We start from the raw sequence: 17,254 nt of genomic DNA, 5'->3' as shown, positions 1-17,254 counted from the left end.
CATGGCCCTCAGCGCCAGCTTGATCGAGCAGGCCGCCGCTGACCTGCTCTGCGCCGAGCACGGCCAGAAACGCGCCATTGCCGAGCGATACGCCGCCGAATGGGGCTGCAGCGTACAGACGCTGTACCGACAGGTCTCGAAGCTGACCTGTTCGCTGAAGCCGCGCAAGCGCCGCAGCGATCGGGGCAACTCCGACTGGACCCAGCAGGAACTGGAACTGATTTCCGCTGTGTTGCTGGAGTCGCGTCGCGGCACCGGCAAACGCCTGGCCAGCATCGGCGAGGCCATCGACATGCTGCGCGCCAATGGCATGGTGCGCGGCGAGACTGTGGATGCCGGTACCGGCGAGATCCGACTGCTGAGCGAGAGCTCGGCAGCCAAGGCCTTGCGCACCAACCGCTTGCACCCTGATCAGCTGTCGGCACCCGCACCGAAGGTACAGCTGGCCAGCGAACATCCCAACCAGGTGTGGCAGGCCGATCCCAGCCTGTGCGTGCTGTATTACCTCAAGCGCCAGGACGGCCTGCATGCGATGCCGGCAAGCGAGTTCTACAAGAACAAGCCCAAGAACCTGGCGCGCGTCGAGAACGAGCGCGTCTGGCGCTACGTGTTCACCGACCACACCAGCGGCGCCTTCTACGTGGAATACGTGCTGGGCGCCGAGAGCGGCGAGAACCTGTGCCGCACCTTCATCAACGCCATGCAGTACCGCGGTGCGGCTGATCCGTTCTGTGGCGCACCGACGATGGTGATGGTGGACCCGGGCAGCGCCAATACGGGTGCGATGTTCAAGAACCTGTGCGCGGCCCTGGGTATTCGCATCTGGATCAATCAGCCGGGCCAGCCGTGGGCAAAGGGCCAAGTCGAAAAGACCAACGACCTGATCGAACGCAAGTTCGAGCACCGCCTTCGCTTCGACAACGTGCAGAGCTTGGAGCAGCTCAACGCATCGGCGTGGCGTTGGATGCGCAACTTCAATACCACCGCTCAACACACCCGGCACAAGTCCTCGCGCTACCAGGCGTGGATGACGATCAAGCCCGATCAGCTGCGCCTGGTACCGGCGACCGAGGACTGCATGAAGCTGGCCACCCGCGCACCGGAACTGCGCAAGGTCAACCCGCTGCTGCGGATCAGCTTCCTGGGCAGAACCTACGACGTGTCGGGCGTGCCGGGCGTGATCGTGGGCCAGAAGCTCACGGTCGCCCGCAATGCCTTCGGTAGCGAGTTCGGTGCGCAGGCGCTGTTTACCGACGATGCTGGCCGCGACACCTGGTACACGATGGAGCCGCTGGAAGCAGACGCATACGGGTTCACCGGTGCGGTGGCGGTCGGCACATACCACGCGCACGCCGACACCCCGGCGGACACAAACCGCAAGCGGGTCGAGCGCCTGGCGATGGATGCCGAGACCGACGAGCAAGCCAAGGCGCAGCGCAAGGCCAAGGCAATGCCGTTCGGTGGCCGTATCGACCCCTACAAGTCGGTGCAGCAGGCGCCGGAGATCCAGCACCTACCGCGCCGGGGTCATCGCGTCGACGTCGCGGTCCCCGATGTGGTCGAGGCCCCTCGCTTCACGGTCGATTCGGTCACGCCCATCCGCGCCGAGCTGCCGCCGCTGAACCATGTGGAAGCGGCCATGCGTCTGAAGCCTCTGCTGGAGGCTGCGGGTTCGGCCTGGACGGCTGACCACTATGCCCGCACCGCCCAGCGCTGGCCTGAAGGTTTGCCGGTGGATCAGGTCGAATCCTGGGCACAGGCCTTGGCGACGCCTGAGCGTGGCGGCCTGCGCCTTGTGGAAGGAGGTGCTGCATGACGCTGCGTCTGAAGCGCCTGCTCACCGAGGCTGGCATCAAGCAGGGAGACCTGGCCAGTGCTGCAGGTCTGAGCCGTCCGGCCCTCAATGCCTTGATCAACCACGGCCAGTTGCCCACCAGCTGCGATCCGGCAGCGGTGCGCGCTGCCATCAGTTCCTGCCTGACCCAGCACGGCGTAACCGACGCCCACTGGCATGAAAAGGAGGGGCCGACGTGCGGGGTCACGCCAGCCCCGGTTTCCCCACCGCAAGACACCGATAACGACAACGACATTCACGACGAGGAAGATCCCATGCTACTGCGTTTTCAGGCTTTGACTCCACAGGCCAAGCGTCACTTCGGCCTCACCAGCAATCCTTTCGCCGATCCGGCCAGCGCCGAAGAGGTGTTCCTGTCGCCGGACATTCGCTATGTCCGCGAGAGCATGTACCAGGTAGCCCGCCACGGCGGCTTTGCTGCGGTGATCGGCGAGAGCGGTGCTGGCAAGAGCACGCTGCGCGAAGATCTGGTCGATCGCATCCAGCGCGAGGAACAGGCCGTCATCGTGATCCAACCCTACGTGCTGGCCAGCGAAGGCAGCGATGCCGTGGGCAAGACCCTGCGCAGCCACCATATCGCCGAGGCGATCATGGCCGCTGTCGCCCCGCTGGCCAAGCCGAAGAGCAGCCCCGAATCCCGCTTCCGCCAGCTGCACGAATCTCTGCGTGACAGTTCCCGCTCGGGCCACAGCCATGTGCTGGTGATCGAGGAGGCTCACAGCCTGCCGCTGCCAACCCTGAAGCACCTCAAGCGCTTCCGCGAGCTGAAGGACGGCCTGCGCCCGCTGCTGTCGGTGATCCTGATCGGCCAGCCCGAGCTGGGCGTGAAGCTCTCCGAACACAACCCGGAGGTGCGCGAAGTCGTGCAGCGCATCGAAATCATCACGCTTCCGCCACTGGATAACGAGCTGGGAGCGTACCTTTCGCACCGCTTCAAGCGTGCCCAGGTGCCTCTGGACAAGGTCGTGGAACAGGGGGCCATCGATGCCCTGCGCGCCAAGCTGGTCCCTTCGCGCGGCGCAGGGTCGCTGCTGTACCCGCTGGCCGTCCAGAACGCGCTGACCGCGGCGATGAACCGCGCCGCTGACCTGGGCGTGCCAACCGTCACCGCTGATGTCGTGCGGGGGGTGTGAGATGGCGATCCGAACTGAGGGCTGGCCGGTGGCAGAAGCGATGGTGAGGGCACCGCAGGGCGACCAGTGGCCGTTCGCTACCGAGGCCATCCTGATCCCCTTCGATGTTCAGGATAAGCCCGAGCCGATCAACCTGGACATCCTGCAGGTGGTGATCGTGCCCCGCGCCAGCTGGGAACGGATCATCGCCCATGTCCCAGCCGACGTGCTTCAGCGCGAAGGGGTGGCGAATGGCTGACCGCGCCGCCACCGACGGGCTGCCGTACCTGCGCAGCTTCGCGCATCAGCTGCTGCGCGAAGCGGAACTCCCCGATCGCCAGGTGACGGTGATGCACCGGGATCTGTTCCGCCGAGCGCACATCGACTGGCGGGACGGCCAGAACATGGCCTCGCTCCTGGACAGCCTCAACCTGCAGCAGCTGCGTGCGCTGGTCGACCAGCTGCGCGACGGCGACGACGACGAGGAGGAGTGATGGCCGTTCCGACGCTCAAACGCTGCCACGGGCAGGTGCGCAACCGGAAGAGCCACAGCGCCCACCCCAAGCGCCATCGGCCCGTAGGGATGGTGGCGAGCAAGCCGCCCTTCCTGGAGGACTCAGCGGTGGCCACGCTGTACATCCTGGACATGCAGACCGGCGGCGAGTACGGGATCGATCTTCTGCCCAGCTATGGCATTCAGGTCACGTCTTCCAGCACCAGCAAGCGCTGGTACCTGGATGCGGACGCAATCGTCGACCTGGCCGTCGCCGCCGGCATTGATCGGAGGGCCGACTGACATGCAGCTGGCCCTGCTACCGCAAGAGCTGTCCCCACAGACGGTGCTTTTGCAGCTGCAGGGCCGTCGCGGCGCCGTCAACGGCATCACCGCCCGCGACCTGGTGCAGCAGATCACTTCACGTACCAGCACCGCCGACGAGCGCCGCCTGCGCCAGATCATCGAGCAGCTGCGGCGCGAGGGACACCCGATCTGCGCCCACCCGGCTCACGGCTACCACCTGGCCGCCAGTGCGGCCGAACTGGATCGCGCCTGCACCTTCCTGGTCGGGCGCGCCATGACCTCCCTGGAGCAGGTCAGCGCGATGAAGCGCGTTGCGCTCCCGGATCTGTACGGACAACTCGGGCTGGACAAGCCCGCTACCGACGAGGAATCCAACCATGAACCATGAACGCAATTCCGACGTGCTGTATGCCGCCGCCAACACGGCACGCGAGCTGGAGAACAGCGGCATCGAGATCCTGGGCCTGCACAGCAATGGCCGTCGCGCGGTGCTGATTCTGGACCGCCCTCCCACGATGGTGGGTGGCCACCTCAAGCGCCGCCAGCCCAACGGCAGCGGCGGGCAGGACCGCGTGATGGCCGCTGAGTACCAGGGCGTGCAGCTGGAGTGGACCCAGCGTCCTCCGATGCTGCGGGAGGTGGCTCATGGCTGAGCGCGGCCAGTTCCTGGTGGTCCCTGCTGAGTGGGTGGGTGGCGACACCTTCACCGACTCGGACAAGGCGATCGAAGACGCCCAGGCCCGCAGCAAGGTCGACGGCAAGCACCGCGCGGTGGTTTGCGTGGTCGCTCGCACTACGCCCAGCCCTGCACCGGTCATCGTGCTGACGCGTACGGAAGCCGGCATCACGCAGCCGCAGGTTGTTCAGCCATGAGCGCCGTCCCCAGCCCCGCGCTGCAGCATGCTATCGCCCTGTCGCTGGGCGGCAGCGTGGTCCGGTCTGACGACCTGATCGACCGGGTGATGGAGCACGGCTTCCAGTATCGCGGCTACGTGTCCAACGCGGTCGCCAAGGCGGTGCGATGCGGAATGATCCTGCGCGTTGGCGAAGGGCCGGCCCGCAACTACCGCCTCAACCCCGACTGGAAGATCGACCCGACGGCGTTGGCCGCCGCGCAGGCACAGCGCGTGCGTGGTACCCGGCCAGGGACGACAGGGACGCAGAAGGCCCAATCTGCTGCTGGCGGCTACAAAGGCCCCGCTTTCGACAAAGGCCCCCTGACGCCGTCCATCGGCACCGTATGCCAGTCCCAGGAGGATCTGGAAGGTGAGTTGCCGCCTTACCTCGGTGGCCGCCTGGTCGATTCGCTGCACAACCACTTCGATCGCATCTTCGGCGGGGTGGAGTGATGGCACGTACAGGCCGTCAGCGCTACGACCACTTGCGCGCGATGCGCTTTGCACTGTGGGCCCGTACACAGAACCCGCGCCAGCTCACCCCACAGCGCATTTCCGGCCTGCTCGGCATCTCGCTGGATGCCGCCCGCCGCTGGCGCGCCGACTGGTTCACCGCCAACAGCCCTATCCATGTCGAAGGCGTCCCGGACGTCCTTCGGCCCACTCAACCGTTTGTCACCCCCGCCGCCCAAGGAGGCGCCCAATGACCCCATCCATTCCCGAAGGCTACCGCGAGGACCGTAATGGTCGGTTGGTGCCCGAGGCACAGATCAAACCGATCGATCTGACGCGTGACCAGCTGGTGCAGGAGAAGATCCAGCGCGCCCTGGAGCTGCGCGAAGCCCTGCGCACCTTCAAAGCGGATACGTTCACCGATATCGGCGCGTTCGTGCAGCTCAGCGGCGAGCAGTACGGCGCCAAGATCGGCGGCGACAAGGGCAACGTCAGCCTGTATTCCTACGATGGCCGCTTCAAGATCCTGCGCGCCTGCCAGGACACCATCCAGTTCGATGAGCGCCTGCAGGCTGCCAAGGCCCTCATCGATGAGTGCCTGAACGACTGGACCGAAGGCTCACGCGCCGAGCTGCGCACCCTGGTCAACAGCGCCTTCAAGGTGGGCCAGGACGGCAGCATCAAGACGGCAGAGGTGCTGTCACTGCGCCGGCTGCAGTTCGATGACGCCCGCTGGCAGCGGGCAATGACCGCGATCAGTGATGCGGTGACGGTGGTGGGCAGCAAGACCTACGTGCGCTTCTACGAGCGCGATGCACGGGGTCAGTACCAGCCGATTTCCCTCGATGTGGCGGGGGTCTGACATGCCCAAGATCCGAGACACCTGCACCTTCCGCTTCGACGGCGTTCGCGGTGCACTGAATGCCAACACCCTGGTGCTGGCAGTGGCGATCGCCGACCAGGCTGCGCGTGCGAACGTGGAGATCCATGCTCCGTCCATTGAGCTGGACGGCGTGCGCGGCTACGACTCGACTTGCGGCTCTGTAAGCGGGCCAGTTCGCGGCAGCGTCCAACTGGCCTTGCAGTACATCGAGGCCCGAGGCGACGGGTTTCCCTGGCGACTGAAGCGCCACATTTCGCAGCCGACCCTGCTGTTCTTCGAGGAGCGTACCGACGTTGAGGTGGCCACCTCCGGCCCGCGCAACGCGTGCGTCAACTGCGACATGCCCACCGGCTTGGCGGAATCGCCGATGTGCGGTCCGTGCGCCCAGCGGGCGGTAGGTGCGATGGCGTCTACCACGGCTGACGCGATCCGGCGCATGGACGGGCTCGACTTCGTGTGTGGCCTGCGCGACCCGCAGACGAAGCGGAACGTGGCCACGGCCATTGCTCGCCAGGTTGGGCATGGCATGGCCGAGAAGTGCGAAGCCCAAGCCGAAGCGGCCCTCAACGCCATTCTCGAGCTGCTGCTCCACCCGCCGGTGCTGGTCTTGCAGCGCAGTGGCCCAATCAACCTCCTGGGGGTGCACTCGTGATCGCGTACTGCTGGGCCAATGGCCAGATCGGGTTCGGCACGAGTGTGCCGGACGGTGCGATTTTCATCGCAGAAGGAAGCGGCGCACAGCTGCGCAAGGTGATCAGCGTCGCAGCCAGGCACGGAAAGGGACTGCTGCAGGGGATGCTGCTTGTACCGGGCGTGCCAGAGGCGCAGACGCAGCGGGAAAAGGGTGACGCACTGGGCCTCTGGTTGGCGTGGTGTTCCCAGCATCCGCGCCGCCTGCGTTGGGGTGCAATGAGCGCCGCCAACGGTGGCACCAACTCAGAGGAGAACCGCCATGTTCGTGCGTAACCTGGTGCTGTTCCGCTTCCCAACCAGCACCGACTTCTCCGAAGTGGAGACGGTGCTGCCGTATGGCGTGCTGGAGCCGGTCGGCCCTCTGGAAATGAACTCTCGCGGCTTCATTTCCCCCTTCGGCCGCGAGGAGCAGGAGCACCTGTCCTGCCGGCAGGGCGACTTCCTTTGGCTGACCGTGGGCGGCGAGGACAAGATCCTGCCCGGCGCGGTGGTCAACCGTGCGCTGGAGAGTCGTCTTCAGGTCATGGAACAGGAACAGGGGCGTCGACCGGGTGGCCGTGAGCGCAAGCGCATGAAGGACGACGTCCTGCACGAGCTACTGCCCAAGGCCTTCGTCAAGAACAGCCGCCACGACGCTATTCTGGACCTTGCCAACGGCTATGTGGCCGTGGACACCTCCAGCCGCAAGGTGGCTGAGGCCTTCGTGTCCGATATTCGCGGCCTGCTCGGCAGCTTCCCGGCGATGCCGCTGAATGCCGAAGTCGCGCCGCGCTCGGTCCTGACCGGGTGGATCGCTGGCGAGCCTCTGCCGGAAGGCCTGTCCCTTGGCGAGTCCGCCGAGTTGCGTGATCCGGTCGAGGGTGGCGCCAAGGTGCGCTGCAGCGACCAGGAACTGCGCAGCGACGAGATCGACAAGCACCTGGATGCCGGCAAGCAGGTCACCAAGCTGGCCCTGGTGCTGGAGGACGCGCTGTCCTTCGAGCTGGGCGATGACCTGGTGTTGCGCAAGCTGAAGTTCCTGGACGGCGCGCTCTCCCAACTGGAGCAGGCCGATGCCGACGGCCGCCGCGCCGAGTTCGACGCCCGCTTTGCCCTGCAGAGCGGCGAGATCCGTCGCCTGTTCCTGATGCTGGAACAAGCCTTCCAGCTCTCTGGCCGGGAGGGTTGATCGATGACCCGTGATCAAGCTTTGCGGAAGATCCAGGCATGTCTCCGCCTGGCGGCCTCATCCAATGCCACCGAGGCGGCGACGGCACTGCGCCAGGCTCGGGCGCTGATGGACCGCTATGGCCTCACCGAGTCGGACGCGGCCACCAGTGAAATCGGCGATACCGAGGCCGCAACCGGCTTTCGTGGTGGTGATCTGCCCCAGTCGTTGATTGCCCTGGCCGCCTTGGTTGCCGATGGCTATAGGTGCCGCGTGATCGGCAATCGCCAGCGTGGGATGTCCTTCAAGGAAGAGCAGTTCATCTGGCAGGGCCGTACCACGCTCCGCTTCTTCGGTGCTGGTGCCGATCCTCAGATCGCCGCATATGCCTTCACCGTGCTGCGCCGCCAGTTGCAGCGCGACAAGGCCCGTCACGTTGCACGCGTTCGTAAGTTGGCGAATCGCCAGCGCCGCGCAGAAGAGTTTGCACTCGGCTGGGTGGCTGCGATCTACCGACTGTTCCCGCGTGCAGAGCTGCCGGAAGGGCGCCGTGAGTCTATCGACGCAGCGGTGAGCCTTCGTTGCGGCGAAGTTGAGGTCAGCACCGGCAAGCAAATCAAAGGTGGGCGGTCCAAAGCCGACGATTACGCCAGCGGCTATGACGCAGGGCGGCAGGCCAAGCTCAACCAAGGCCTGGAGGAAGGTCAGAAGAAGCTGGAGACGACCGGTGGCTACTGAACGAAGGGCTCCCCTTACCAAGAAGTCCCAGATCGCCGACGTCCTGACGGCTGGCGGCCGCATCGTGGCCGGATCCCGAGCCGGCCTGCTGCGGCTTCTGGATCAGTCCGGCCTGGAGGTTCCGGCGTGGCAGATCGCCCTCCGAGCCGCCCAGGCCGCAAGGAGCAAGGCATGACCCGCGCTCGCAAGGCCGGCGACGGCCGTAACCGGGTACTGGCCGCGATCCACGCCGGTGCCAAGAAGCTCAGCCTCTGCGAGGACGTCTACCGTGACCTGGTCGAGCGTGTATCCAGGGAGCATGGCGTTGCCCAGCGCAGCGCCGGCAAGTGCGATCGCCGGCAGCTCGATGCGATCGCCAATGAGTTGCGCCGCCTGGGTGGCATCCCCGCCAAGGCAGCGTATGCGGCCAAGCGCTGGGCCGGTCGTCCCAAGGGCGACCTGTCCCCGCAGCTGTCCAAGATCGAGGCGCTGCTGGCCGATTCGGGGCGCGAGTGGGAATATGCACATTCGGTGGCCCGCCACATGTTCAAGGTAGGACGCCTGGAATGGTGCAACCCGGATCAGCTGTCCAAAGTGATTGCCGCTCTTCAGATCGACGCCAATCGCCGTGCCCGGCGGGAGGCTCCTTCGGCATGAGGTCGATGGAGGCCCGCCGTAACGCGCTGTTGGACAATGCTGCTGAGGCGGCGGCCAAAGCTGCGCGGAAGTTCGGCCTCGATGACGATGCAGCCGAGCATATCGGAGCGGTAGTGGCCGATATGTTGGCCGAGAACTGGGGTGGCCAAACGATCTACTTTCCTCAGGATGCAGCCTTTAAGCTCACCCCTCGCGAGCGTGAGATACTCGAGGCCCAACGAACGGGCACAACGATCCCTGCCCTGGCGAAGCAGTACAGGATGTCCGAACAGGGCATTCGCAAATTGCTGGCTAGAGCCATCCTTCGGGATCGGAACCTGAACCAGATGAACCTGTTCCTCAACTCCCCTTGATTGCACCTTCCGAGAGAAGCTATGCCCAGACCGCCCAAAATGGCCACGTTGCCACCTGAAATTCTGGCCGAGGCACACGAAAGGTTGCGGAAGAACGGGTATTCCCAGTCTGTCGAGCTTTCCAAATGGCTGGCCGACCTCGGATTCTCGATCAGCAAGACGGCTATCAATGACTACTCCCAGCAACTTCGTACGCTTGATGCTGAGGGTGGGGGTGTCATCGCCACGATGATGCAGCGCCGCCGACAATCCGGGGCTTTGAACAGCAGCAAGATCGGTCTACTGGTCGAACTTGGCCAGCTGAGGGTCCGTGAGCATCAGATCCTCGCCGAGCTCGCGGCCTTGGAACGAGCAGGCGACTGATTGCACCAGGCGCAATCAGTCGCCGACGTAAGCGAGCGGTAGTCCCGCTTTGTCCGGGATAGTCCCGCATTTATCACGCCAGCGGCCCCCATATATCCCACCCCTGCACAGGGTGGATTGCGCAGGGGTCGCTGCAAGTCCCCCTCCGGGGCCCGGCCCAGCCGCTGGCGGCTGTTCGTTCAGGCGCTTGCGAAGCAGTGCTTCGCAAGCAAAGCGCCTTCACCCTTGTAAGCTCGGTCGCCGCTTGCTCGTGTGCGCTTTCCTGCGCACACGGCAAGACCGGGGTTGGGCGTCCTGCCCAACCCCCCCCCACCCGGCCACGGACAGTTTCCGGTGTGCCCACCACGGAAGAAGGAAGGAAGAACAGGAGCGGGTCGCGCGCTGTGCGCGCTTCTGTAGCGCCGAGCCCATGCTCGGCTGCATTCAACGGCAGCCGAGCGTGGGCTCGGCTCTACAGTTACAGAAGCTGGCGCAGCATCGCTTTGAGGCGTCGCCCTTCCAGCTGGAAGTAGTCGCGCTGCTCGCGCCAGGCGGGGAAGCGTTGCTCCACTTCGTGCCAGAACGCGGGTGAGTGATTGGGCTGGATCAGGTGGCAGAGTTCGTGCACCAGCACGTACTCGAAAGCGTCGGAGCGGCCCAGCACCAGGGCCAGGTCCAGTGCCATGCTGCCGTCGGGCGCCAGCGAGCCCCACTGCGAGGACATCACTTTCAGCCGCAGGCGGCTGGGTGCGCGCGGCAGGGTAGGCAGGTACTTCGGCAGCCAGCGGCCGACGTCGGCGCGGGTCTGCGCTTCGTAGAACTCGCGCAGCAGGCGGCGCAGGGTGGCGTCCCCACCACGGGTCGGCCACTGCACGCAGGCACCGTGCGCGTCGATCTCCAGGCGCGCGTAGCGGCCTTCCTGCCAGCGCAGCGGCAGCAGTTCGCCGCGCAGGGGCAGCACGCCGTCCTCGCCCGGCTGCAGCGGTGCCGGCAGGCCCTGGCCCTGGTACTGGCGCAGCTGCAGCGCCAGCCAGTCGCGGTGCTGTTCCAGGAAACGTTCGCCCATCACCAGGCTTGCCCGCGGCGGCAGCGTCAGGCGCGCGCCGCGTTCGTCCACGCTCAGCTTGATGCGCCGCGCACGCGGATCACGCACGCGCAGCACCTCGATCTCGGCATCCTCCAGCCGCAGGCGAACGGTGTCGCGCTGTACGGTGGCGGGCGGGGTCGGGCTGATCAGGCGGCGCAGCAGACGGCTCATGCGCCCAGCATAGCGCTGCTTCGGGCCGCCGGATGACCGGCGGCCGTCGGGCTGCCTGTTCAGTCGGCCTTGCTGAGCTTGAAGGCTTCTTCCAGCAACAGGAACAGGCGGCGGATCTCGGCGCTCTGCAGGGCGAAGCGGGCGTCGAACTCGGCGCGGCGGCCGTCTTCGTCGGCATGCTCCAGCTGGTCCAGGGCACCGTCGAGGAACTTCAGCTTGCGCACGATCAGGTCGTCGCCGATCACGAAGGACAGGTTGTCCTCGAAGATCAGTGCCAGCTTGGTCACCTGCTTGCCGGCGTCCAGGTGCTTGTCGATCTCGTCGCAACGCAGCTCCTGGTGCTGGCACTTGACCACCGCGCCACCTTCCACCGGATCCTTCATCTCGCACTCTTCGCCCAGGCTCAGCCCGGTCGGCAGCGGCTCGCCGGCGATCCAGCCGGTCAGGATCGAGCGCGGCGCGACTTCGGCGTTCAGCGGCATGGCCGGGAAGCTGCCGAGCAGGCCGCGGATGTCGGACATGAAGTACTCGCCGGTCTTGCGGCTGGAGGTGTCCACCGCCACGTAGCCGTGCTGCAGGTCGATGAAGGCGTCGTTGCGCGAAGACTTCACGAAGGCGCGCGGCAGCAGTTCATGCAGCAGGTCGTCCTTCATGCGCTTGCGTTCGCGGCCACCCGGGCGGCGGCCTTCCTTCTCCTCGATCTCCTCCAGCTTGCGCTCGAGCAGGTCGTTGACCACCGCCGCCGGCAGGATCTTGTCCTCGCCACCCACAGTCAGCCACAGGTGCTCGGCGATGCGGTGGGAGAGCAGTTCCTTCTCCTCGCGGCCGAACGGCGAAATGAAACCGCGCGAGTTCATTTCCAGCGCACCCACCGGCTTCAGCAGGGCGTGCGGCAGCAGGGTGTCGACTTCGGAAAAATCGGTGGTGGTCGGGAAACGGAAGAACGTCAGGTTGCGAAAGAACATGGAATTCCGGATGGCAAAGAGGAAGGGCGGCCGGCCTTAAACGGCGGGCGTCTCGGGATCTGCGTCGGCGTCGGCCGGGGAACCGGCCAGCCAGGCATGGGCGTCGGGCAGCGGCGCGTCGTCGCGACGGCCCAGCGCCATGAAGTCGAACAGGGTGGTGTCAGCCAGCTGCGAGGGCCGCACTTCGCCCATGGCGCGCGCGATCTGCTCGATGCGGCCCGGGTGGTCCTTTTCCCACTGCTTCAGCATCAGGCCGACCTGGCGGCGCTGCAGGTTCTCCTGGCTGCCGCACAGGTTGCAGGGAATGATCGGGAACTGGCGTGCCTGCGCGTAGTCGACGATGTCGCTCTCGCGCACGTAGGCCAGCGGCCGGATCACCACATGCTTGCCGTCGTCGCTGCGCAGCTTCGGCGGCATGCCCGACAGCTTGGCGTGGTGGAACAGGTTCATGAAGAACGTGGCCACCATGTCGTCGCGGTGGTGGCCCAGCGCGATCTTGGTGAAACCGTGGGTTTCGGCGTAGTTGTACAGCGCGCCACGACGCAGGCGCGAGCACAGCGAACACATGGTCTTGCCTTCCGGAATGACCCGGCTGACCACCGAATAGGTGTCCTGCTCGATGATGTGGTACGGCACGCCCAGCCCGGCCAGGTACTCCGGCAGCACATGCTCGGGGAAGTCCGGCTGCTTCTGGTCCAGGTTCACCGCCACCAGCTCGAACGGCACCGGCGCCTTCTTCTGCAGCTGCAGCAGCACGTCCAGCAGGGTGTAACTGTCCTTGCCGCCGGACAGGCAGACCATCACCTTGTCACCTGCCTCGATCATGCCGAAGTCGGCGATCGCCTCGCCGACCTGGCGGCGCAGGCGCTTGGCCAGCTTGTGCTGTTCGCGCTCGGCCAGCCGCGGATCGCGGGCGGCGCGCGGCTGGGAACGCGGCAGGGGATCGGGAAGGGAAATCACGGCACTCATGGGTTCCATTCTAACGGCTCGGAGCCGCCCCGGCCGGGGGTCGGGATTCCCCTCTCCCGGCAGTCATCATCGCTGTGTATGCTCGGAGGTCGTGGACACCTACAGCCCCGCCGAGATCGTCGAACGCCTCGCTGCCCTGCGCGCCGAGCATCGCCTGCTGGATGAACAGATCACCCGCATGGCCGCCAATGGCGAGGACGAACTGGAATCCAAGCGCCTGAAGCGGCGCAAGCTGCAGTTGAAGGACTGCATCGCCAAGCTGGAAAGCCTGCAGATTCCCGACGAACCGGCGTAGCGCCGGTCCTGGGGGGTGCCAACCCTGGTTGGCACAGACGGAAGGTGTGCGGACCACGGTCCGCACCCACCGCATGGCCCGGCGCTACCTTCAATCCTGTGGCGCGGGCTCGTCCAGGCGGGCCGCTTCCGGGCTGACCCGTTCGATGGTGTGGCGCAGTTCGCGGCCGAGGATGAACTTGGCGTCCTTGGCCCAGGCATCCAGGCGCTCGTCGAACAGCAGCTTGCTGTTCTCGTCCGGCCACACCAGGCGCAGTTCGCGCAGCTTCTGGATGAAGCCACGGAACAGGGTGCGGTCGAAGAACTCCGGCGCGGCCGGTGCATAGAGCAGGCTCAAGCGCTGCGCCGCCTGCTGGCACAGGCTTTCCAGCTCGGCCGCGCCCAGCACGCCCGGGCCATTCTTCACCAGCACCGAGATGGCGATGTAGTAGCGCTCGAACGCCTGCTGCAGCGAGTGGCCGATCGCACGCAGGCGGAACACCTCGTCGGTCTGCCCGGTGTTGCGCGCCAGGATGCCGCCGTCGTCGTCGTTGACGTTCTGCAGCAGGCCCTCGCGCACGAACACGTTGATGGTCTGGTCGATGCGCTGCGCGAACTCGTCTTCGCTCCACGGCAGGAACAGCTCGGCCTGCAGGAACGGGTACACCGTGCGGCCCAGCTGGACCAGGCCGGTGCGGCTCATGCGGCGGTTGTTCTGGAAGCAGCAGGCCACCCACGACGAGGCGGTGAACAAATGCAGCACGTTGTTGCGGAAGTAGCTCAGCAGCACCGCGGTATCGCCGCTGACGCTGAGCACGTCGCCCAGCGGATGCTTGATGCGGGTGAGGACGTTGATTTCCTCGGCGTGGGCGATGATCCGTTCCGGCGAGTGCGGAGTCACCGTCACCCGATCCGAGTACGGCATCTCGACCAGCAGGGTCTTGCACAGCTCGATCTGCGCGATCAGGTCGGCCTCGCCCATCGCGTGCTTCGGCGTGGACAGCAGCGCCAGCGCCAGCAGGTTGATCGGGTTGACGTCGGCGGCGCCATTGATGCGCACCTGGATGCGTTCGGCCAGCGTATCCACCGTGGTCGACAGCCACGCCGGCTTCTCGTCCTCGGAGACCGCCTCGCCCTTCCACTCCGGGGCCTTCTCGGCCAGCACGTCGTTCAGCGCGATCGGCTCGCCGAAGTTCACCACCACCTGGCCGTAGTTCTGCTTGAGCACCTTGGGGATGCCCCACAGCAGCGACCAGATCGATTCCTTTTCCTTCGGTCGTCCGGACAGTTCGTCCAGGTAGCTGCCGCCCTCCATCAGCTTCTCGTAGCCGATGTAGATGGGCTGGAACAGCACCGGCTTGCGCGGCTGGCGCAGGAACGCGCGCAGCGTCATCGAGATCATGCCGCCCTTGGGCTGCAGCAGGCGGCCGGTGCGCGAACGGCCACCTTCGACGAAGTACTCCAGCGAGTAGCCACCGGCCACCAGCTGCGCGACGTACTCGCTGAGCACGGCCGAGTACAGCGCGTTGCCGCGGATCGAGCGGCGGATGAAGAACGCACCGCCCTTGCGCAGCAGGGTGCCGACCACCGGCAGGTTCAGGTTGATGCCGGCCACGATGTGCGGCGGCACGATGCCACGGTCGTACAGCAGGTAGGACAGCAACAGATAGTCCATGTGGCTGCGGTGGCTGGGCACGTAGACCACTTCGTGGCCCGGTGCGGCAGCCTTGAACTTGTCCAGATGGTGCACCAGCACGCCCGCATAGATGCGGTTCCACACGTGGCTGAGCATGAAGCTGGCCGACCGCACCACCGGGCTGGAGTAGTCCGCGGCGATTTCCCAGGCGTAGGTGTGCGCCTTCTTCCAGGCATCGGCCGGCTTGGAATTGTCGCGCTTGGCCTGCGCGGCGATCGCCTCGCGTACCGGTTCGGCGGCCAGTACCTGGTCCACCAGCAGGCGCCGGGTCGACAGATCCGGGCCGATCACCGATTCACGGATGCGGCGGAAATGGGTACGCAGCACGCGCTGCAGCTTGCGCACCGTGCGCTCCGGCTCCAGGCCTTCGTCGACGGTGTTGCGCAGCGAGATCGGCGGTGCGAAGCGGACGATGGTGCTGCGGCCATTCAGCAGCACCGCCAGCAGGCGGCGGAAGCGGCCGACCAGCGCCCAGTTTTCCGAGAACAGCACCGCGAACCAGCCGCTCTGCTTGTCCGGCGCGCGGCCGACGAAGATCGACACCGGCACCAGGTGCACATCCAGATCCTCGCGCACGCGGTGCGCCTGCAGGACCTTGGCCAGCGAGTCCGAATGGGTCTTGGCACCACGCTGCTCGGGGATCAGCGAATTGCTGGAGCTGCGACGCGACAGTGCCAGGTAAGCACGCTTGCGCCCGGTGGGGTCGCCGGCCAGCGGCACCAGCGGCGACGGCAGGCCAGCTTGGCGGCAGGCCTTGTCCAGGATCAGCGCGTTGGACAGGCCGTAGTCTTCCAGCACATACATGACCGGGCGGCCATCGTTGTACTGGCCCGGGTCTTCCGGCTCGATCTTCAGCGACAGCCACGGCTCGACCAGGCGGCCCAGCAGGCGAGCCCACAGCGGGCGGCGGCCGGCCGGACGCGCATGCGCGGGCGGCGGTACCGGGTTTGGGCCGGTACCGGTCGAGGGGGACGCCGGCACCGTATCGGCGGGCGTCGACTGGGATTCTTCGCCGGGGAACGGCAGCGGGTTCTGTTTCGACATCGGCGCCATTATGGCTTAGGCGGTGGCGTTGCCGCTTCCCCATCCTCGGCGGGGGCTTCAGCCGGTTCGGGTGCGGCGGCGGCGCGGGCCGCATCGGCCTTGCGCAGCAGGGCGTCGGTGTCGGCCAGGGTTCGGGTCAGGTACCAGTGGCCTTCGCGCCGGCTCAGCGGCAGCTGCAGGCTCATCTCGCGACCAGCGAGGTCGTAGCGCAGGCGTACCAGCGCGTTGTCGCCTTCCACCGACAGCAGTTCGCCGCGCACGCTGCGCAACGCGTCATCCACGCCCAGCCCGTAACTGCCGAGCACCGCCTTGAGGGTGTGGATGAACGGCGCCAGCTGCTCCAGGCTGCCTTCCATGCCCGCGGCCTGCAGGCCGGCCTCGTCGCCGAAGCCGACCTTGTTGGCGGCGCCGACCAGCGCGGCGATGGTGCTGCGGGCACGCGCACGGTCGCTGATGGGTGCGCCCTGCGCCCAGCTGGCGAGGGTTTCGACGAGGGCGATGTAATGCGCCTGCTGGCCCGGTGTGTAGCCCTTCTGATGGCGCAGATACTGCACGCCGAAGTTGCCCATCGACTGTGCGGCCTGGCGAACGGCGCCGGCCTGTCCGGCCAGCTGGCGATCGAAGCTGCGCTGCAGTTCGGCGCTGGCATTGGGTTTGCGCAGTGCGGCCAGCATCGGCAGCAGCTGGTCGCCCAGCGGCAGTTCGGTCAGCGGCCATTGGCTGTGGCCTTCGGTCCAGGCCTGTTGCAGGCGCGGGTACTGGCTCGGCGGCACCGACAGCTTTGCGTAGCCGACCAGATCGTCCTCGGCCAGGCGCAGCGCCATCGCCTGCACCGCCGCGACCGGCTCGGCTGCCGGCTTGGCCGGATCGTCGGCTGAATCACGGCACGCAGCCACCGCCAGCAGCAGCATGGCTGCCAGCCCCCACCCACGCGCAGACCTTCCTCGCACCGCTACGCTCATGCACTCGGACTCCCCGGACCGGTCCGCATCTTGCGGCCTGCGACGTGACAGCGGCAAGCCGGGGGGCAACTTGGGGTCAGATCCCTTCTGCCAGGGGCAGAAGGGATCTGACCCCGGACCGGGCGCCGCGCATAAAAAAAGAGCCGGGATCACGGGGGATCACAGGCTCTTCAAGCCGGC

24 protein-coding genes are annotated in these 17,254 nt (G+C 66.4%); 19 read left to right on the top strand and 5 right to left on the bottom strand.

What is annotated here, in order from left to right:
• The first annotated feature begins 1 nt into the window (after nt 1).
• From ACZK0Z_RS00365 to ACZK0Z_RS00280, 18 genes are all read left to right on the top strand, one after another.
• A complete protein-coding gene (locus ACZK0Z_RS00365; protein WP_057503390.1) occupies nt 2-1,816 on the top strand; it encodes a DDE-type integrase/transposase/recombinase in 1,815 nt (604 codons plus the stop codon).
• Nucleotides 1,813-2,988 carry an AAA family ATPase gene (locus tag ACZK0Z_RS00360; protein ID WP_057503391.1) on the top strand — a complete coding sequence of 392 codons (1,176 nt, stop codon included), beginning with the start codon at nt 1,813-1,815 and terminating at the stop codon, nt 2,986-2,988. Before ACZK0Z_RS00365 ends, ACZK0Z_RS00360 begins: the two co-directional genes overlap by 4 nt.
• A gap of 1 nt (nt 2,989) precedes the next feature.
• Nucleotides 2,990-3,226 (top strand): hypothetical protein, encoded by a 237-nt coding sequence (locus tag ACZK0Z_RS00355; protein ID WP_057503392.1) that lies wholly within the window; start codon nt 2,990-2,992, stop codon nt 3,224-3,226.
• On the top strand, nt 3,219-3,461 hold the full coding sequence (locus ACZK0Z_RS00350) for a hypothetical protein (RefSeq protein ID WP_057503393.1): 243 nt from the start codon (nt 3,219-3,221) through the stop codon (nt 3,459-3,461). The genes ACZK0Z_RS00355 and ACZK0Z_RS00350 overlap by 8 nt, the downstream gene beginning before the upstream one ends.
• A complete protein-coding gene (locus ACZK0Z_RS00345) occupies nt 3,461-3,763 on the top strand; it encodes a hypothetical protein (protein WP_057503394.1) in 303 nt (100 codons plus the stop codon). Before ACZK0Z_RS00350 ends, ACZK0Z_RS00345 begins: the two co-directional genes overlap by 1 nt.
• Nucleotide 3,764: 1 nt before the next feature.
• A complete protein-coding gene (locus ACZK0Z_RS00340) occupies nt 3,765-4,154 on the top strand; it encodes a hypothetical protein (protein WP_024957596.1) in 390 nt (129 codons plus the stop codon).
• Nucleotides 4,144-4,419: a hypothetical protein gene (locus tag ACZK0Z_RS00335; RefSeq protein WP_040006676.1), complete on the top strand. Its 276-nt coding sequence runs from the start codon at nt 4,144-4,146 to the stop codon at nt 4,417-4,419. The genes ACZK0Z_RS00340 and ACZK0Z_RS00335 overlap by 11 nt, the downstream gene beginning before the upstream one ends.
• Nucleotides 4,412-4,639, top strand: coding sequence for a hypothetical protein (locus tag ACZK0Z_RS00330; RefSeq protein ID WP_008265784.1), 228 nt, complete (start codon nt 4,412-4,414; stop codon nt 4,637-4,639). Before ACZK0Z_RS00335 ends, ACZK0Z_RS00330 begins: the two co-directional genes overlap by 8 nt.
• Nucleotides 4,636-5,115: a hypothetical protein gene (locus ACZK0Z_RS00325; RefSeq protein WP_057503395.1), complete on the top strand. Its 480-nt coding sequence runs from the start codon at nt 4,636-4,638 to the stop codon at nt 5,113-5,115. Before ACZK0Z_RS00330 ends, ACZK0Z_RS00325 begins: the two co-directional genes overlap by 4 nt.
• Nucleotides 5,115-5,369 carry a hypothetical protein gene (locus tag ACZK0Z_RS00320; RefSeq protein WP_057503396.1) on the top strand — a complete coding sequence of 85 codons (255 nt, stop codon included), beginning with the start codon at nt 5,115-5,117 and terminating at the stop codon, nt 5,367-5,369. The genes ACZK0Z_RS00325 and ACZK0Z_RS00320 overlap by 1 nt, the downstream gene beginning before the upstream one ends.
• The gene (locus ACZK0Z_RS00315) at nt 5,366-5,977 is read left to right on the top strand and encodes a DUF3164 family protein (RefSeq protein ID WP_057503397.1); all 612 of its coding nucleotides are present in this window, start codon (nt 5,366-5,368) and stop codon (nt 5,975-5,977) included. The genes ACZK0Z_RS00320 and ACZK0Z_RS00315 overlap by 4 nt, the downstream gene beginning before the upstream one ends.
• 1 nt (nt 5,978) lies before the next feature.
• Nucleotides 5,979-6,650: a hypothetical protein gene (locus tag ACZK0Z_RS00310; RefSeq protein ID WP_057503398.1), complete on the top strand. Its 672-nt coding sequence runs from the start codon at nt 5,979-5,981 to the stop codon at nt 6,648-6,650.
• Complete coding sequence (locus tag ACZK0Z_RS00305; RefSeq protein WP_064968336.1) at nt 6,647-6,964, top strand: hypothetical protein; 318 nt, start codon at nt 6,647-6,649, stop codon at nt 6,962-6,964. Before ACZK0Z_RS00310 ends, ACZK0Z_RS00305 begins: the two co-directional genes overlap by 4 nt.
• Nucleotides 6,951-7,859, top strand: a complete 909-nt coding sequence (locus ACZK0Z_RS00300) for a recombination-associated protein RdgC (protein ID WP_057503399.1) — start codon at nt 6,951-6,953, stop codon at nt 7,857-7,859. Before ACZK0Z_RS00305 ends, ACZK0Z_RS00300 begins: the two co-directional genes overlap by 14 nt.
• Nucleotides 7,860-7,862: 3 nt before the next feature.
• Nucleotides 7,863-8,576, top strand: coding sequence for a DUF2786 domain-containing protein (locus ACZK0Z_RS00295; protein WP_082587862.1), 714 nt, complete (start codon nt 7,863-7,865; stop codon nt 8,574-8,576).
• A 171-nt stretch (nt 8,577-8,747) separates the two neighbouring features.
• The gene (locus ACZK0Z_RS00290; protein WP_057503402.1) at nt 8,748-9,212 is read left to right on the top strand and encodes a regulatory protein GemA; all 465 of its coding nucleotides are present in this window, start codon (nt 8,748-8,750) and stop codon (nt 9,210-9,212) included.
• Between the two features lie 5 nt (nt 9,213-9,217).
• A complete protein-coding gene (locus tag ACZK0Z_RS00285) occupies nt 9,218-9,565 on the top strand; it encodes a Mor transcription activator family protein (protein ID WP_057503403.1) in 348 nt (115 codons plus the stop codon).
• Nucleotides 9,566-9,604: 39 nt separating this feature from the next.
• Nucleotides 9,605-9,928 (top strand): phage protein Gp27 family protein, encoded by a 324-nt coding sequence (locus ACZK0Z_RS00280; protein ID WP_057503404.1) that lies wholly within the window; start codon nt 9,605-9,607, stop codon nt 9,926-9,928.
• 457 nt (nt 9,929-10,385) lie between these two features.
• On the opposite strand, the gene ACZK0Z_RS00275 is transcribed toward ACZK0Z_RS00280, so the two are convergent.
• The 3 genes from ACZK0Z_RS00275 to ttcA are packed head-to-tail and all read right to left on the bottom strand — an operon-like array spanning nt 10,386 to nt 13,099.
• Nucleotides 10,386-11,165, bottom strand: coding sequence for a M48 family metallopeptidase (locus ACZK0Z_RS00275; protein ID WP_049430906.1), 780 nt, complete (start codon nt 11,163-11,165; stop codon nt 10,386-10,388).
• Nucleotides 11,166-11,224: 59 nt separating this feature from the next.
• Entirely contained in the window at nt 11,225-12,130 is a 906-nt protein-coding gene (locus ACZK0Z_RS00270) for a recombination-associated protein RdgC (protein WP_005411825.1), read from the bottom strand.
• Nucleotides 12,131-12,166: 36 nt separating this feature from the next.
• Complete coding sequence (ttcA, locus tag ACZK0Z_RS00265; protein WP_180849206.1) at nt 12,167-13,099, bottom strand: tRNA 2-thiocytidine(32) synthetase TtcA; 933 nt, start codon at nt 13,097-13,099, stop codon at nt 12,167-12,169.
• A gap of 91 nt (nt 13,100-13,190) precedes the next feature.
• Here ttcA and ACZK0Z_RS00260 point away from each other — a divergent pair, with 91 nt between their 5' ends.
• Nucleotides 13,191-13,394, top strand: a complete 204-nt coding sequence (locus ACZK0Z_RS00260; protein ID WP_049430910.1) for a YdcH family protein — start codon at nt 13,191-13,193, stop codon at nt 13,392-13,394.
• Between the two features lie 90 nt (nt 13,395-13,484).
• Here ACZK0Z_RS00260 and plsB read toward each other — a convergent pair whose 3' ends face one another.
• Complete coding sequence (gene plsB, locus ACZK0Z_RS00255) at nt 13,485-16,121, bottom strand: glycerol-3-phosphate 1-O-acyltransferase PlsB (RefSeq protein ID WP_049430913.1); 2,637 nt, start codon at nt 16,119-16,121, stop codon at nt 13,485-13,487.
• A complete protein-coding gene (locus ACZK0Z_RS00250) occupies nt 16,121-17,074 on the bottom strand; it encodes a hypothetical protein (protein WP_197633755.1) in 954 nt (317 codons plus the stop codon). The genes plsB and ACZK0Z_RS00250 overlap by 1 nt, the downstream gene beginning before the upstream one ends.
• Nucleotides 17,075-17,254: the final 180 nt, after the last annotated feature.

The sequence above is a fragment of the Stenotrophomonas sp. 116085_Sma genome, assembly GCF_056479585.1.
Note: the sequence above shows the minus strand (reverse complement) of the source record. Positions and strands in the feature narration are given on the sequence as shown.